We start from the raw sequence: 15527 nt of genomic DNA, 5'->3' as shown, positions 1-15527 counted from the left end.
TGGCTCAGCACCCACCTTGGGCGAGAGCCGTTCGCGAACACGTGAACAAGAACAACCTTCGACGCGCGTCTCGTTGAGCCTGCGGTAACAGATGAGGGTGCAAGCGATGCTCGTGAAGGCTGGGAAGTGTTCGGCTTTGCGTTCATAGCGTCGGTGGAGCCGACGGCAGCCGGCGAGCCAGGCCATGCCCCGTTCTACAGTCCAGGGATCTCGACCGTTAGTTCCCCCTCTTGAGGGCTCGTATGCTCACGGAGTCGATCGCACAGCGGGACCAGTTCAGGGCACCGCGGGACCCGAGTTCGTCGAGGACCGGGCGGTGGAGCTTGGCCCACACCCGGGCCTCCGTCCATTCGGTGAAACGCCGGTGCGCCGTCGCGCCTGACGGCCCGAACGAGGCCGCGGACAACTGCTGCCACGTGCAGCCTGACGTAGATACGAACATGATCGCGGCCAGCACCTCACGATCACCATGCCGCCGACGACCACCGCCCTGCGGTCGCACCGGAGCAGAGGGCAGCACTCGCTGGAACAACTCCCACAAGCCGTCCGGAACTAGACGCTCCACCATCGTCATCACAGCGGACTGGCTAACCATCACGCCAATTGAGATGACTTCGTAGACGGACTCGGCGAGGTTGAAGACCATGGCGAGTGCGGCTGCCGGGCTGCCCGCGCCGTGGGTGACCTTGGCACGGAGTTTCACGGTCGAGAAGGTCCCACTACGTAGGTAAAGCCGGATCGGGAGCGGTGGTGGAGCACCCGCGCCCGGACCCGACGCTGTGGGAGGTGGCCCGGTCGGCCTCGCGGCGGGCCTGGGAGGCGCCGCGGGGCCGCTGTGGAAGGGCGGAGGCGTTCCAGGTTTCCGCAATGTGAGACCTGTCCGGAACCTATTGACCGAGGGGGTGGACGTCTGCTCAACTCACGTTCCATGACCCCGCGCGTGGATTTGACTCGGCGACGCCACATCGACCTGGCGCACGTCTCCAGCGCGTTCTGTTGCCGTTGATCCGGAAAGCGTGTCGCTGATCCGCAGGGTGGCCCTCGGCAGTGGCTGGTGCGCGCCGGTGACGTACCTCCGGGTTGGTCGGTGCAAGGCCGACGCCCCAGCGGTGCTTCCCCCAAGGACCGCGGTACCCGCCGCCTGACGGCTTCTTCTCCGCTCCTCTCTCCTCCCCTCCTTCTCTGACTCCGGGGAGAAGTCCGTCCGGAACGGCCCGAAGCCGGTGAGGCGACGTTCCGTCAGTCAGCGTCACACGAACACCACCACACCTCGCCCCTCATCGGGCGCTCCTCGAGTAGTCGGCGGTCTCTTGCATCGCGCTCAGACCGAGTACTGACTTCGCGGCCATTCCTGCCCATCACCCGCTCGCTCCGGCTCTTGGTGCCCGGCAGTGCCCCCAAATTCTCTGAGAGGGACCTCCCATGTCTCCGTCCATCCGCAAGCTCACGGGCCGCATCGGCGTGCTCGTCAAGGGCGTCGACCTGGCGGCGTGCCCCGACCCCTCGACGATCAGGACGCTCCGTCATGCCCTCAACGAGCACAAGGTGATCGTGTTCGACGACGTGAACCTCGCCGGCCAGGAGCATATGGCCGGGTGGTTCGGCGGCCCGACAACCGCCCACCCGAACGGGTCGGCCGCCGACGGTACGAGGAATCGCAGCGACCCGCTCGTCGGTGACGCCTCGCACTACAGCAGCGTCCTGGAGGTGGCGGCGTGACCGAGGTCAGCCTCAGGGAGCCGGCTGTAGAGCCGGCTGCCGAGAAGCCCCGCACCACAAGTGGGCGCGAGGTCTTCCTGCCGCGGGACACCCGCCGCCAAACGGTGTTCGGCATGCTCCGCAAGCGCCTGCGCTGGCCTCTGGGGATCTACACGACTCCGATCGTGGTCCTCATCGCCTGGGAGACCCTCGCCAGGGCCGGCGTGCTGGCGAAGACCTACGCCCCGGCACCGACATCCATCGTGAAGTCCACCGTTGACCTGTGGCAGGAGGGCGTCCTCGGGCCGGACCTGGCGATCTCGCTGCAACGGGCCGGCATAGGTCTCGCGATCGGTCTGACGGTGGGCATCGTCGCCGGGGTGCTCGGTGGTCTGCTGCGCAGCGGGGAGTACCTGTTCAACGGCGTCGTTCAGGTGCTGAACACGATCCCGCTGCTGGCGGTGCTGCCACTGATGATCGTGTGGTTCGGCATCGACGAGCTCACGAAGGTGCTCCTGATCTCGTTCGGTGCAGGCGTTCCGATGTATCTCAACCTGTTCGCCGCGATACGGGGTGTCGATCAGCGTCTGATCGAGATGGCGCGGACGACGGGCGCCGGCACCTGGCGCCTGGTCACCCGCGTCCTGGTGCCCGGAGCACTGCCGGGGTTCCTGGTCGGCCTCCGGTTCTCTCTCGCGTACAGCGTGCTGGGCCTCGTCGCCGCCGAGACGGTCAACGCAGACAAGGGTCTCGGCTTCCTCATCACTCAAGGTCAGACGTACCTGCAGACCAACCAGGTCTTCGTGGGGCTGGTGATCTACTCGCTCCTCGGCCTGCTCGCCGACCAGTTCGTCCGGGCTCTCGAGCGGGTGCTGCTGCGGTGGCGCCCCAGTTATGAGGCAGCATGAGCACCACGGTTGCTACGTCAAGCACACAGCCCCGCCGGCAGACCGGCGCCGTCGTCGAGAAGGTCGTCCGCCGGTTCGGGGACCGGGTCGTCCTCGACCACCTGGACCTCACCATCGCCGACGAGGAACTGGTCGTCCTGCTGGGCCCCTCCGGCTGCGGCAAGAGCACCCTCCTCAGATTGCTCGCCGGGCTGGACCGGCCCGACGGCGGGCGGGTGGAAGTTCCGGCGAAGCGCGCGATCGTGTTCCAGGCCGACCGTCTGCTGCCGTGGCAGCGGGTGCTGCGCAACGTCACCCTCGGCCTGCACGGACCGGACGCCGACCAGCGGGCCCTCGACGTGCTCGCCGAGGTCGGACTCTCGGGCCGCGAGAAGGCGTGGCCCAAGGAACTGTCCGGCGGCGAGGCCCAACGGGTGTCGCTGGCTCGGGCGCTGGTCTCGGAGCCTGAACTCGTGCTGCTCGACGAGCCGTTCGCGGCGCTCGACGCGATCACGCGGCTACGCATGCACGACCTCGTGCGGGCGCTGAGGAGCAAGCACCACGCTGCCATGCTCCTCGTCACCCACGACGTCGACGAGGCGATCGCGCTGGCCGACCGGGTCGTCGTCATGAGCAACGGACGCATCGGCACCTCCCACCTCGTCGATCTGCCGGCCGCGGACCGCGAGGCGAGCAGCACGCGTGAGGAGCTGCGCTCCGCCCTCCTGGAAGACCTCGGTCTGGCCAACCGGCGCTGACTTCCCTTCCCCCATCACACCACTGACCTCTCCCAACCACAGCACAGAAAGCACGTGAGAACCCATGTCCAGAAGTTCCTCCCGAATCGTCTCCGCCGTCGGCCTGCTCGCTCTGGGAAGCACCCTCGTCGCCTGCGCATCGACGTCGGAGGCCGCCGCGCCCCTGAGCAAGCCGAGCGGATCGAGCGCCCACAGGCACCCCGAGTGGAGCAAGTACACCTTCACCATCGGTGACAACGGCGGTGACGGCAGCGAGGAGCTGGCGAAGATCACCGGCGTGTTCGACAACGCGCCCTACAAGGTGAAGTTCGCCCGCTTCACCTACGGCCCGCCGCTCGTACAGGCCGCCGCGTCAGGCGACATCGATCTGGGAGCCGTCGGCGACGTACCTCCGATCACGGGCGCCGCGAAGGAGTACGGCTTCAAGGTCGTGGCCGTCAATCGGTCGCTCACGCCCACTCAGTCGAACGAGAACATCATCGTTCCCAAGGGCTCGAAGCTGAAGACGCTCGCGGACCTCAAGGGCAGGAAGATCGCCGTCCCGCAGGGCAGTTCGGCCCACGGCCTGATCCTGAACGCGCTCAAGAGCGTCGGCCTCAGCCCCAAGGACGTGCACCTGGTCTTCCTCGACCCGGCGGCCGGCGCCACCGCGTTCAACACCGGCAAGGTGGACGCCTGGTCGATCTGGAACCCGCAGTCGGCGATCGCGGTCAAGCACGGTGCTCGGATCCTGGCGAAGGGTCTCCCTCCGATCGACCAAACGAGCAGTTACTACGTCGCAAGTGAAAAGTCGCTGAATGACAAGACGAAGCGGGCGGCTCTCACCGATGTCCTGCAGCGTCTGGCCCACGAGTTCGCCTGGGCGATCAAGCACGAGGACAAGTACGCACAGGCCATCTCCAGGGAGGAGGGCATCCCCCTGGACGATGCCAAGGCGTCCCTGAAGGCCTTCGAGACCCGGGTGACCCCGGTGGAGAAGTCGGACATCGCGGCGGAGCAGAAGCTCGCCGACGCCTTCCTGGAGGCGGGCCAGATCACCAAGAAGGTCGATGTCCCGTCGATCACCGACAACCTGCTCCCGGCCGGCTACGACAGCTCGAAGCTGCAGGGCTGAGCAGGCTCGGCACCCTCAGAACTCGGAAAGGAGAGCACGCATGAGCGAGACAGGACGCCGGCTCCACCTCAACGCCTTCCTCATGGAGGCGGGTCACCACGAGGCATCGTGGCGACTGCCCAACAGCAATCCCCGGGCCGACTTCGACCTGCAGCACTGGATCAGGCTGGCCCAGCTGGCCGAGAGCGCCAAGTTCGACTCGCTGTTCCTCGCGGACGGCCCGGCGATCACCGGCACCGGCGAGTTCCGACCACCGGGCCAGCTCGAACCGCTGACGCTACTGACCGCGCTGTCCCAGGCGACCAGCAGGATCGGACTCATCGCGACGGTGTCGTCGACGTACAACGAGCCCTACAACCTTGCGCGTCGGCTCGCGTCGGTCGATCATGTCAGCGGCGGCCGCGCAGGCTGGAACATCGTCACCTCGGCGGGTGCCGACGAAGCGGCCAACTTCGGCCTCGACAACCGCCCCGACCACGCCGAACGCTACGCCCGTGCCGACGAGTTCCTGCACATCGCCAAGGCGCTGTGGGACAGCTGGGAGTCCGAGGCCGTCGTCGCGGACAAAGCCACAGGGCGCTACGCCAACCCCGCGCGGATCCACAAACCGGCCCACCGGGGCAGATACTTCTCGGTGGCCGGCCCGCTCAACGTCGAGCGTCCACCGCAGGGGTACCCGCTGCTCGTCCAAGCCGGCTCCTCCGACGACGGCAAGGACTTCGCGGCACGGCACGCCGAGGCGATCTTCACCGCACACCGGACGTACGAGCGCGCGGCCGACTTCTACGGCGACATCAAGGCGCGGACCAGGGCTGCGGGACGTGACCCGGACGGCGTGATCGTCCTGCCGGGAATCGTCCCGTACATCGGGTCCACCGAGGAGGAGGCCCGCGCGCTGGCGAAGGAGTTCGACGACCTGCGCATTCCGGAGTACGGGCTGCGCCAGCTGGCCGCGGTCTTCGAAACCGAGACTTCGGTGTTCGAACTCGACGCACTCTTGCCGGACTTCATCCTCGCGCGGCCAAAGCTCGAGGGATCACAGAGCCGATCCGACCTGATCATCGAACTCGCCCTGCGCGAGAAGTTGACCGTTCGCCGGCTCATCTCGCGACTCGGAGGCGGTCGCGGCCACTACGAGTTCATCGGTACACCCGAGCAGGTGGCGGACACCATCATCACGTGGTTCGAGGGCGGCGCCGCGGACGGGTTCAACATCATGGCGCCCGCCCTGCCGTCGGGCCTGGAGATTTTCATCGATCAGGTACTGCCGATCCTGCGCGGCAAGGGCCTGTTCCGCGAGGAGTACGAAGGCACGACACTCCGCGAGCACTACGGTCTGCCAGTACCCGCCAACCAGTTCCATCAGACAGAGACACAGGTGCTCGGCGTCTGAGTCGAACGAGGCTCCTCGTACAGGGATTCGGCAAGACCTGCGAGTACGGCTTCACCGCGGTCGCCGGCTTGGAAATCGGAGCTGGTGGGAGATCAACGCGGCACTGGTGAGCGGAGGCGTCGCCCGAGGCGGCGTCGTCGGTGGGGGAGTTCTGGCGCCGGCTCTCCCACTCACCGGCACCGCGAGCGTCGCCCGCCCCTTGTCCTGCTGCTGACGCGACCGGTGTGTTCCTGGTCGGTGCGCAGGCGAGAGTGCGGGGCCCCGACCAACCCGGGGCCACCCCAGAACCCGACTGTAGTGCGGTAGACCTACAACACACGCAGGGCCTGGTCAACGTCACGCTCACGCCTGGCGAGCGCATGCAACACGGCCTGGTCGCCGTGCCGGTCCCGGGCGGCGGCAACGAGCACATCCACCGCGACGGCGAGCGCAGCATCGGGCACTCGGCATGGCGCATCGACACTGAGCGCGAGGTCATCGAGGTGCACCGCCAGCTCGACACAACGGGTCTGAAGGTATCCGTCGAGCAACATCTCCTCTCCCGGCCGGTGGAGGACTGCCACCCGCCGATCGGCCGACTCCATGCCCAGCCGCTGCGACAGTCGCACCCAGGCTGCCCGGGCCTGCTCAGCCACAACAGCGGCGCCCGATGCGGCAGTTTCCTCGCTGCGGGCACGCACCCCGACGTTCAGCGCAGAGTCCGGCAACGACGTATCTGCGAGCCGCGCGTAGTACCGAACCGGTGACACCGGTTCTGCGCCGGATACCTGACCGTCGAGGAACCACTCGACCTGGAGGACGCTACGCGCAAGGTGACCGGCCAGCCCACCCACTGACATCCCGGGGAGCACGGACTCGGTCTCCCAGCGTCGGGCTACCTGCTCTGTGGCCAGCAGGTGCACCGCCTTCTCGGCAGCCTGCAGATATGTCTTCCGGATCTCATCAGTCACTTGAGCATCGTCCCAACCTCATCATCACAGCCGCTGACAGGTCCACGTTATGGACCGGCCCGCCCGCCTCGGCCGCCTGGAGAGCTCGCCCACGTGGAGCGTCTGGTGGCACGGGAGTGGGCGGGCGCAATCGGCTTGCATCGTGGTCCCCCGGGTTCCCCCTCGGTTCCCCCGGGTTCCCCCTCAGTTCCCCCGGGGACCACGTGCCCGTGTCAGGCCGCGGCTTCTTGGTGGGCTTGGTGGGTCCGGGCGGTGGCCAGGTCCGCCGCCCGCCGGACCGAAGCGGCGGAGGCAGCCAGCAGAGGCAGCCGGACGGCCGGACTGGGGATACGGCCCTGGGCGTGCAACACCCCCTTGATCACGGTCGGGTTCGGCTCGGCGAAAAGCGCGGCGGACAGCCGGGCCAGCTCGGCTCCCAGCCTGCGGGCCGGTCCGCCAGCGTCGCGCTGCCACAGCGAGATCAGCTCGGCGAAGTCAGCGGTGCGGACATTGGCCGACGCCAGGATGCCACCGTGGGCGCCCGCAGCGAGCAGCGGCGAGATGACGGCGTCATCGCCGCCGAGCACCGCGAAGCCCGGTGCCGACGAGCCGAGCAGTTCCATCGCGGCTGCGTCGATGGCGCCGGTCGCGTACTTGACCCCCACGACCTCCGGTAGCTGCCCGAGCGCCTTCAGGGTGCTGGTGCTGAGGGGCTGACCGGTGCGGTACGGGATGTCGTAGACGACCAGCGGCAGGCCCCCGTGTTCGGCGAGTGCCGTGAAGTGCGCCAGTGTGCCCGCCTCACCGGGCCGGGTATAGGGCGGCGCGGGAACCAGCGCCGCGGTGACGTCACCGCTCTGAGCGAGCTCCCGCAGTGTCATGATGGCGGCGGCGGTGTCGTTGGTGCCGACGCCGACGATCAGAGGAGCTCCGTGTGCCCGGCAGGCGGCCGAGCAGATGCGGACCACGGCCCGCCTCTCCTCGGTGGTCAGCGTGGCTGCCTCCGCGGTGGTGCCCAGGGCAACGAGTCCGCGAGCGCCGCCGGCCGACAGCGCCTCGTTGGCGAGGCGGGCGAGCGAGTCCGGGGCGAGGTGCAGGTCGTCGGTGAACGGAGTCACCAAGGGGACAAACAGGCCGGTGAGGTTCGCTTCGGGCTTCATGCGCCCAGCCTGACCGACACAAACCCAGTAGATCCAGTTCATGTTTCTTCGCTTATACGTAAGATCAACTTATGCTCGATGTCCGACGTCTCCACCTGCTGCGCGAACTGGACCGACGCGGCACCATCGCGGCCGTGGCCGAGGCGCTGACCTTCACCGCCTCGGCCGTCTCCCAGCAACTGGGCGTGCTCGAGCGCGAGGCCGGCGTGCCCCTGCTGGAACGAAGTGGCAGACGGGTGGTGCTCACACCTGCGGGCCGCACCCTCGTCACCCACGCCGACGCCGTTCTCGAACGCCTCGAACTGGCCGTCTCCGAGCTGGCCGGGGCACGCGAGGGCATCGGCGGGCCGCTGCGGATCGGGACGTTTCCCTCTGGCGGCCCCGCGATCGTGCCCGCCACGCTGGCCGAACTGGCCCTGCGGCACCCCGCGCTGGAACCGATGGTGCAGGAGATCGACTCGGCGCGAGTCTCCGACGGCCTGCGCGCCGGCGAACTCGACGTGGCCCTCGTCCACGACTACGACTTCGTTCCCGCGTCACCGGACACCACGGTCGATCAGGTGCCCCTGTTGGAGGAGCCGATGTACCTGGCCACGGGCGGCGCTCCCGCCACCGGTCCTGCCGCCCGCGGCGACACACTGGCGGAGCTGCTCGGGCCGTGGGCCGCGTCTCCATGGATCACGGCCCGGGACGGTACGACCGGTCACGCGATGGCCGTACGCGCCTGTCAGGCGGCCGGTTTCCAGCCGCGCATCCGCCATCGGGTCAACGACTTCCGTACGGTCCTGGCACTGTCCGCGACCGGGCAAGGAGCCGGATTCGTACCGGAGATGGCCACCGCACACGCCCCCGAAGGCGTGGTCCTGACCCGGCTGCCCCTCTTCCGCCGCTCGAAGGTCGCCTTCCGCGCGGGCGGCGGCACGCACCCGGCGATCGCAGCATTCGTGGCGGCGGCGCGAACAGCGGTGGGCGCGACGGGCGGTGTCTCCTAGGGCGTGTCCGACGGGTCCCGTGACGGGTCTGGTGAGAACGAGGAGGGAATCAGCAGATCAGCCCCTGCGGGGGCTACCCTGCCCGCCAACTCGAATGCACAGCACGACAAGTCCAGCGCTCATGGAACAGGTCCAGTGCTCAGTAACAGGTCCGTGAGCCTGCGGACCGTGACGGGCTCTGCCACTGTTCCTCGCACCTCTGATGAAGGTCGTGGACCGTCGGCAGTCGCCGCCAGCCACAGTGGACAGCGGGCGCCCAGCGAAGATCGCCCGATCTCATACGCTCATAGGTCGTGTTCCTCCACGAGGCGTACGTCTTCCTCGTCCCACTCACGGGTGTCGCGGGGCTGGGTGTAGGGCTCCGCCAGGGGCGGATGCCCGCCGGCAATGGCCCGCTGGCGCATGGTCTCCGCGTCGAACTCCAGACCCAGCAGGATCGCCAGGTTGCTGATCCACAGCCAGACCAGGAAGACGATCGCACCCGCCATGGTGCCGTAGGTCTTGTTGTAGGAGGCGAAGTTTGCGACGTAGAACGCGAACCCGGCAGAGGCGATCGTCCAGACCATCAGGGCGAGGAAGCTGCCCGGAGTGACCCATGTGAAGCTTGCGACCTTGGCGTTCGGACTCGCCCAGTACAGGGTTGCGATCATCACCGTGACCAGCAGGACGAGGACCGGCCACTTGGCGATCGACCACACGGTCAGCGCCGTGTCGCCGATCCCGAGGGCCTGTCCGGCGCGACGGGCCAGGGAGCCGGTGAAGACCACGATCAGTGAGCTGGCCACGGCGAGCACCATCAGCAGCACCGTGACGCCGACACGCACGGGCAGGAGCTTCCATACCGGGCGGCCCTCGGGCATGTCGTAGACGGCATTGGCGGCGCGGATGAAGGCCGCCACATACCCGGACGCCGACCACACCGCCAGCACGATGCCGACCACGGCGATGACCGAGCCGGTTCCGGCGCCGTCCCGCAACTGTTCCACAGCCCGGGTGATGACATCCCGTGCGGACACCGGCGCAAGGTGCTTGAGATTCGCGAGCACTTGGTCCGTGGCAGACCGGCTGGCGATCGCCAGGAGAGAGACCAGCACCAGCAGGGCCGGGAAGATGGACAGAACGCCGTAGTAGGTCAGCGCGGCAGCCCGGTCGGTCAGCTCGTCGTCCTGGAACTCGTGCAATGCACCTCTGAGGGCTGCGACCCACGCCCTCCTCGGCAGCTTCAGGGGGCTGTTCGGCGCCGCTTGCTCGACCTGCGGGCCGGGCCCGACGTCGTCCGGCGCCGGCACGTGTGGTGCAGTGTTCTGGTCATGCCCGTGATGCTCTTTGCGCCCGGGACGATGCAGCTTCGCCATACCAGCCGGGTGCCCGGGGATCCCGAGCTCAAGCCCCGGACGACCGCGTTGTAAGCCCGCCGGCGCCCACTCCGGTGGGTCCAGGGCCGGCCGCTGACCGAGTGACGGGGACCAGCCGGCCCCGGCTCTTCAGCCGACCCGCTCAGCTCGCTGAAAGCCCGGTACCCAGCTGGCGATGGTGACGTCCGCGCCCGGTGCGGCGCACAGGTGTCGGGTGGCCTTGAACTGATACCGCCCTACGCCTTGGTCAATGTCCGGGCTGGGCGAGGTCGGGCGCGGGACTGTCGGTGCGCAGCCAGATGGTGCGGCGGGGGAGGGGGATGTCGATGCCGGCCTCGTCGAGGGCTTCCTTGACCCGGTGGCGCAGTTCGCGGGTGACGGCCCACTGCTGCAGGGGCGCCGTCCTGGCGGCCAGACGCACGACGACTCCGTCGGCGTCCAGGGACTGCACTCCCCACACCGACGGGTCCTCCAACAGCAGATCGGTGAAAGAGGGGTCCTCGCGCAGGGCGCGCCCGGTGTCCTCGAGTACCCGATAGACGGCGTCCAGGTTGGCGTCGTAAGCGACGGCGATGTCCAGCACGGCGCGCGCCCAGTCCTGGCTGTCGTTGCGCACGCGCAGGATCTCGCCGTTACGGATGTGCCACAGACCCCCGTTGAGATCGCGTACGTGTGTCAGGCGCAGGCCGATGTGTTCGACTTCGCCCACGGCCTCGCCGAGATCGACGGAGTCACCGACCCCGTACTGATCCTCGATCATGATGAGCAGACCGGACAGATAGTCGGCCACCAGACTCTGCGCGCCGAAGCCGATGGCCAGGCCGACCACTCCGGCGCTGGCCAGCACAGGGCCCAGCGCGATGCCGACCTGGTCGAGCACCATGGCTACGCCGACCAGGAAGAGCACGATCGTGACGGTGCTGCTCAAGACCGAGCCGATCGTGCGCGCTCGCTGCTCGCGGCGCTGGCGGGTGTGCGATCGGTCCCTGCGCAAGACCGTGGGTCCTCGGCCCGGCCGTCGCACCTGCCCGCTGTCGCTGTCACCGGCCGAGGGTTCCAGGATGTGCCGCACAACGCGGGCGATAGCCCGCTTGGCTACCCAGCGGACCACGGCCAGCACGATGACGATGACGGCGATGCGCAGCGGTATGCCGATGAGTGCTGCCGTGTGGTCGCTGATCCAGCCGGACCAGGGGGCGGACAGCGGTATGTCTGCGGCGAGGTGATGTGGGTTGGGCATAGGAGTTCCGTTCCTCCGTGTATACGGTTCGACGGCCCCGCCTACCCAGTGATGCCGCAAGCATGAACAAGGCGATTCGTCGAGTTGGTGGGCACGTGAGGAACGGGCGAAGGGCGCCCCCGGCACTTGCAGCAGCGGCCTGACACCGATCGACCGACGGGGCGCTGTCCAGCTCTGCGTCGCACGACGCAGACGGGGGTACCGAGCACGCTTGAACTCGACCGGCCTGGATGCGGGAAGGAAGAGCCCGGGCCGCAAACGAGCCATCGCCACCGGCGTCCTCGGCATGCTCATCTCAGGCGAGGGTGGTTGCCGGAGCTGCGCAGGTCGACGACGCCGAAGTCGTGCGCGTCTGCCGGGCGGCGTTCACTGGTCGGGGGAGTGGGCATGCTGGTCGGAAAGGAACCGTTGTTCGGTCGGGCCGGCGACGGGCGGAGGTGCGTCACGCATGATCCGCGCCAGATCACGGCGTATGCGTCGTGCCTCGCCACGTACTTGGGAAGGCACGTCACCCCGTTCGGCGACGAGACGGCTGTAGATCGGGGTCTCTTGGGACACCGGCGGATTCTGCCTTTCTTGGCTGGCCCGGGGGCGCGGAAGGGACCGCTGGCGAGCCGATGGGGCGAGCAATACGCGCGCGGCTTCGGCTTCGAGTGGGCTTTCCTGTGGGTTCACCGCCATGGGGGCGCGCATCGGCACGTCACCTTCACATAAGGATCACGCTCGGCCTGCCACAGGCCCTTGCGGCCTAGAGGTCCCTTTGGACCACTGTCCACTTCGTACAGGCACCAGCTTGACCGACCGCGCTGCTGGTTAGTACGTCGTCGTCGAGGCCGCTGGTCAGCCTTGCCTCCAGCGTGCCTTGCCGACAGTGAGACCTTGATCTGGTGGCCCTGCCCGGGGTTTAACCCTTCGCTCTGCGACACGGGTAGCGTGGGCCGCGCTCTCGTGGCCGGGGCCCATATCCGAAGGTGCAGCCGGTCAGTGCAGCTGCGTCACTGTGGGCACGAGGTCGCCTGTGCGGGCCAGACCGACGGCCCACACCGAAGAACTGCCCGGGATGCTCGAGGCGTCCCGCAACACGATGCCGGGCGCCTGCACGCGCCTCCACCTCCGCGCGGTTCGGTCCCAGCGTAGAACCACAGAGACCGCACCTTTGCCACCGAAGGCCATGAGCCGACCGTCCTTGGTACGGATGACCGTGCGCAGCCGGCCGTCGGGCACGTTCGGAGTGCGAGTGGCCGTCCAGCGCTTGCCGTCCCAGTGGATGGCGAACGGGTGGTCCCCGCCACCGGTGATGCTCCCACCGACGGCCCAGACGTCCTTCGGGTCGAGGGCGGTCACACCGCTCAGCCAGGTTGCGGTGCCGCGCACGGTGGGGGAGTGCACCCGCTTCCAAGAAATACCGTCCCAGTGCAGGGCGAGGGAGGTTTGCGGAGCACTCTCATCGGCGGAGAAGAGCAGCCCCGTGGCCCACACGTCGTTCGTGGACAACGCGGCGATGCTGTTCAGCTCGCCCTTGCCAAGGTCCGGCAGAGTCTGCCGCTGCCATCGGCTGCCGTCCCACACCTGGATCGCGGGCACGCCGTCCTTCACCCCCAGGGGCAGGGCTCGTCCAGCCACATACGCCGTGCCGTCCGACGTCGTGGCCACGGCATCGGGCAATACCCGGCCCACGGGGTCCCGCGCCAGCGGACGTGCCGTCCACGTGGTGCCGTCCCAATGGGCCGTGCTACTGCCTGCCACCCACATGTCGTCGGATGCCCGCACGGCCAGGGCCTGCGGGAAGCTGTTCGCCGGAAGCGTGGACTCCTGTTTCCACGTGGTGCCGTCCCAGCGCAGGGCGAGCGGCTCGATCGCTTTGAGGTCCGTCAGCCGGTAGCCCACGGCCCACGCCTGCCGCTCGCTCAGAGCCTCCACGGCGGTGATGTCGCCCTTGTCGAACGGCACTGCCGATGGTGTCCGCGAGCCTGCCCCAGGCGCCGGTCGAGTCGCGGCGGCAGGCTCTGCCGCGGTGCCGGGAAGGGTGAGCACTGCGGTGGTGACCAGCGACAGACAAGCGGCAAGGCCCGTCAGCCCCGCAGGCCGCCACTTCCTGCGCATCGCGCATGCAGCGCGCGGCGCCGAAGCTGCCATGACGATTCTCCTGCTGTCCTCGGTCATGGTCCCCGCCTAGGCCCTGGTCGTGATGACGAAGTGGAACGTACCGGCGTAGCCGCCTGCCGCCTGTCTTTCCAAAGCGATGGTGCAGGCGCGGTTGAGCAGTCGGTCCCGGGCGTTGAGGACGGCGAAGTCGCGGCCATAGGCCTCGGTGTCGTCGGGGAAGAAGAGCTGTGTGATGAGCACGGGCCCACCGGGCGCCTGCACGCGGGCGTGGATGTGCGGAGCCCGCTGACCCCAGCGGCCCCAGTAGTCGCGCGGGATGATGGTTTCCAGCTCGTATCCACCACGTGCGGTCGTGCGCTGGTGGCCGCGCAGCGTGAACCCGGCGGTGTCGTAGTCGCCGTACTGGTCGCACTGCCAGAACTCGATCTGGCAGCCCGGAATGGGCGTGCAGGCGGTGTCGTACACCACGCCGCTCAGCCTGAGATGGACACCCGTACTGACGGCAGGCGTCACCAGATCGGTGCGCGCCGGCGAGTCCGGCTTGAACAGCGGCCCCTCGATGAGGGCCGGCGTCTCCTCACCCGTACACGACGGGGTCAGAGCCATCGGCGCATTCCCCGCCTTTGCCGGCGCCGGGTGCGGGGTCGTCGGCTGCGCCACCGTGGCGGCTACGCCGGAGGCGGCGAACGCCGCCGTGGTCACGCCGATGGAGCCGACCCGCATGAAAGCCCGGCGCGAACGCGGGCCGCTCTCGGAGTCCTCTGAACCGGCCCCGGGCGTCGGCGGGGCGTCTGCGTCGCTCGCCGGGGGCGACAAGGAGGCGCTGTCCATAGCAGCTGCCTGGACGTGATCCTGGGACATCACAACTCCTCATGGCACGGTGGTCAAGCGCAGAACCGTGCGTTGATCCGTGTGGGTTGGGAGGACGTTTCGATCACCGACCTTCTCGGGCCGTGTCGTGGTCCGCATCGACTGGATGACCGAAGATCTGCGATGCGTTACGAAACTTCGTGCTGTGTCAGACCGCCACCAGCAGTACGCGGTCCGCCAACGGCAGGCGCACGACCGGCCGCCTCCAGGCCCGTTCCCGCCTCGTCACGCATCACCTTCAACAGGCGGTCGAACTGTCGCGTCCTCAGCCCCGCGAATGTCTCCATCCACACCGATGCACCCCTCAACGCCGCACGCATGCGGTGGAAATGGCCTGTTCACAGCCTTGTGCAACACGCCTTAGCTGCCTCTCGCCCTCGTTGAGGTTGCTTGCCTTCTGCGTAGCTCGTGGCCGGTGGACAGGGGCACCGATCCTTCCTAGTGTTCGCTCGAACGAACAGAACTGGAGGGTAACCGTGCATATCGCTGACGCACCGGTTCAGCCTGCGCTCGCACCGCAGTCTCCGGAGTCCTGCGAGCGCGTACAGCGACTGGCAAGGGCCGAGCACACAGTCGACGCGATCGTGGCGTCTAGGCGATCGAGCTCCTGACGAGGGAATTTCTGGATGTCGAACGCACGTCAGGCGCGTGTGCCGGAGGGTCGGTCGACAGCTGGAGTCGCTCCAGGTGCTGGAAGCGGTGAGACATGGAGCCGACAAGACGCCCCCGGTGGCATCGGCATGCGGCACCTCCTCGTGTAATCCCCCTATCTCAAGAGACCTTGATGCTGATGTGCGAAATGTGTGGGAAGACCATCGCTGCCGCAGGACGAGCACGACCTGGCAGACCCGCGAAGTACTGCTCGGGAGCATGCCGTCAGCGGGCCTTTCGTCGCCGCAGCGCTCCACACCAAGAACAGCCTTCACCACGGTCGGCTGCCGCCCGTTTGCAAGCGGCGCATGCGAAGACGTCCGAACTCATCACGGGGGACCGGGAGACGCCCTTGGAGAGGGACCAGGAGGGAG

13 protein-coding genes and 1 pseudogene are annotated in these 15527 nt (G+C 68.1%); 6 read left to right on the top strand and 8 right to left on the bottom strand.

Features of this window, described 5'->3' with window-relative positions:
• Positions 1-75 precede the first annotated feature (75 nt).
• Positions 76-574: pseudogene (locus ACWCP6_RS19770) on the bottom strand (transposase); the annotation flags it as partial.
• 848 nt (positions 575-1422) lie between these two features.
• On the opposite strand from ACWCP6_RS19770, the gene ACWCP6_RS19765 reads away from it, so the two are divergent.
• The 5 genes from ACWCP6_RS19765 to ACWCP6_RS19745 all read left to right on the top strand — a co-directional run bounded on the left by ACWCP6_RS19765 (position 1423) and on the right by ACWCP6_RS19745 (position 5850).
• The gene (locus ACWCP6_RS19765; protein WP_450933749.1) at positions 1423-1719 is read left to right on the top strand and encodes a hypothetical protein; all 297 of its coding nucleotides are present in this window, start codon (positions 1423-1425) and stop codon (positions 1717-1719) included.
• Positions 1716-2606, top strand: coding sequence for an ABC transporter permease (locus ACWCP6_RS19760; RefSeq protein ID WP_450933748.1), 891 nt, complete (start codon positions 1716-1718; stop codon positions 2604-2606). Before ACWCP6_RS19765 ends, ACWCP6_RS19760 begins: the two co-directional genes overlap by 4 nt.
• On the top strand, positions 2603-3343 hold the full coding sequence (locus ACWCP6_RS19755; RefSeq protein ID WP_450933747.1) for an ABC transporter ATP-binding protein: 741 nt from the start codon (positions 2603-2605) through the stop codon (positions 3341-3343). The genes ACWCP6_RS19760 and ACWCP6_RS19755 overlap by 4 nt, the downstream gene beginning before the upstream one ends.
• 64 nt (positions 3344-3407) lie before the next feature.
• Positions 3408-4457: an aliphatic sulfonate ABC transporter substrate-binding protein gene (locus ACWCP6_RS19750; protein ID WP_450933746.1), complete on the top strand. Its 1050-nt coding sequence runs from the start codon at positions 3408-3410 to the stop codon at positions 4455-4457.
• Positions 4458-4497: 40 nt separating this feature from the next.
• Positions 4498-5850 (top strand): LLM class flavin-dependent oxidoreductase, encoded by a 1353-nt coding sequence (locus ACWCP6_RS19745; RefSeq protein ID WP_450933745.1) that lies wholly within the window; start codon positions 4498-4500, stop codon positions 5848-5850.
• A 308-nt stretch (positions 5851-6158) separates the two neighbouring features.
• Here the strand turns inward: ACWCP6_RS19745 and ACWCP6_RS19740 are convergent, their stop codons facing one another.
• Positions 6159-6800 carry a maleylpyruvate isomerase N-terminal domain-containing protein gene (locus ACWCP6_RS19740; protein ID WP_450933744.1) on the bottom strand — a complete coding sequence of 214 codons (642 nt, stop codon included), beginning with the start codon at positions 6798-6800 and terminating at the stop codon, positions 6159-6161.
• Positions 6801-7012: 212 nt separating this feature from the next.
• Positions 7013-7939 carry a dihydrodipicolinate synthase family protein gene (locus ACWCP6_RS19735; RefSeq protein ID WP_450933743.1) on the bottom strand — a complete coding sequence of 309 codons (927 nt, stop codon included), beginning with the start codon at positions 7937-7939 and terminating at the stop codon, positions 7013-7015.
• Positions 7940-8010: 71 nt separating this feature from the next.
• Here ACWCP6_RS19735 and ACWCP6_RS19730 point away from each other — a divergent pair, with 71 nt between their 5' ends.
• Positions 8011-8931 (top strand): LysR family transcriptional regulator, encoded by a 921-nt coding sequence (locus ACWCP6_RS19730; protein ID WP_450933742.1) that lies wholly within the window; start codon positions 8011-8013, stop codon positions 8929-8931.
• Positions 8932-9215: 284 nt separating this feature from the next.
• Here ACWCP6_RS19730 and ACWCP6_RS19725 read toward each other — a convergent pair whose 3' ends face one another.
• The 5 genes from ACWCP6_RS19725 to ACWCP6_RS19705 form a co-directional block, all read right to left on the bottom strand.
• Positions 9216-10286 (bottom strand): YihY/virulence factor BrkB family protein, encoded by a 1071-nt coding sequence (locus tag ACWCP6_RS19725; RefSeq protein WP_450933741.1) that lies wholly within the window; start codon positions 10284-10286, stop codon positions 9216-9218.
• 247 nt (positions 10287-10533) lie between these two features.
• On the bottom strand, positions 10534-11526 hold the full coding sequence (locus ACWCP6_RS19720; RefSeq protein ID WP_450933740.1) for a mechanosensitive ion channel family protein: 993 nt from the start codon (positions 11524-11526) through the stop codon (positions 10534-10536).
• Positions 11527-11892: 366 nt separating this feature from the next.
• The gene (locus tag ACWCP6_RS19715; RefSeq protein WP_450933739.1) at positions 11893-12084 is read right to left on the bottom strand and encodes a hypothetical protein; all 192 of its coding nucleotides are present in this window, start codon (positions 12082-12084) and stop codon (positions 11893-11895) included.
• 423 nt (positions 12085-12507) lie between these two features.
• Complete coding sequence (locus tag ACWCP6_RS19710) at positions 12508-13476, bottom strand: hypothetical protein (RefSeq protein ID WP_450933738.1); 969 nt, start codon at positions 13474-13476, stop codon at positions 12508-12510.
• A 222-nt stretch (positions 13477-13698) separates the two neighbouring features.
• The gene (locus ACWCP6_RS19705) at positions 13699-14493 is read right to left on the bottom strand and encodes a dioxygenase family protein (RefSeq protein WP_450933737.1); all 795 of its coding nucleotides are present in this window, start codon (positions 14491-14493) and stop codon (positions 13699-13701) included.
• Positions 14494-15527 lie beyond the last annotated feature (1034 nt).

This window comes from Streptomyces sp. NPDC002004, from assembly GCF_053593975.1.
This window is presented reverse-complemented; position numbering and strand designations above follow the sequence as displayed.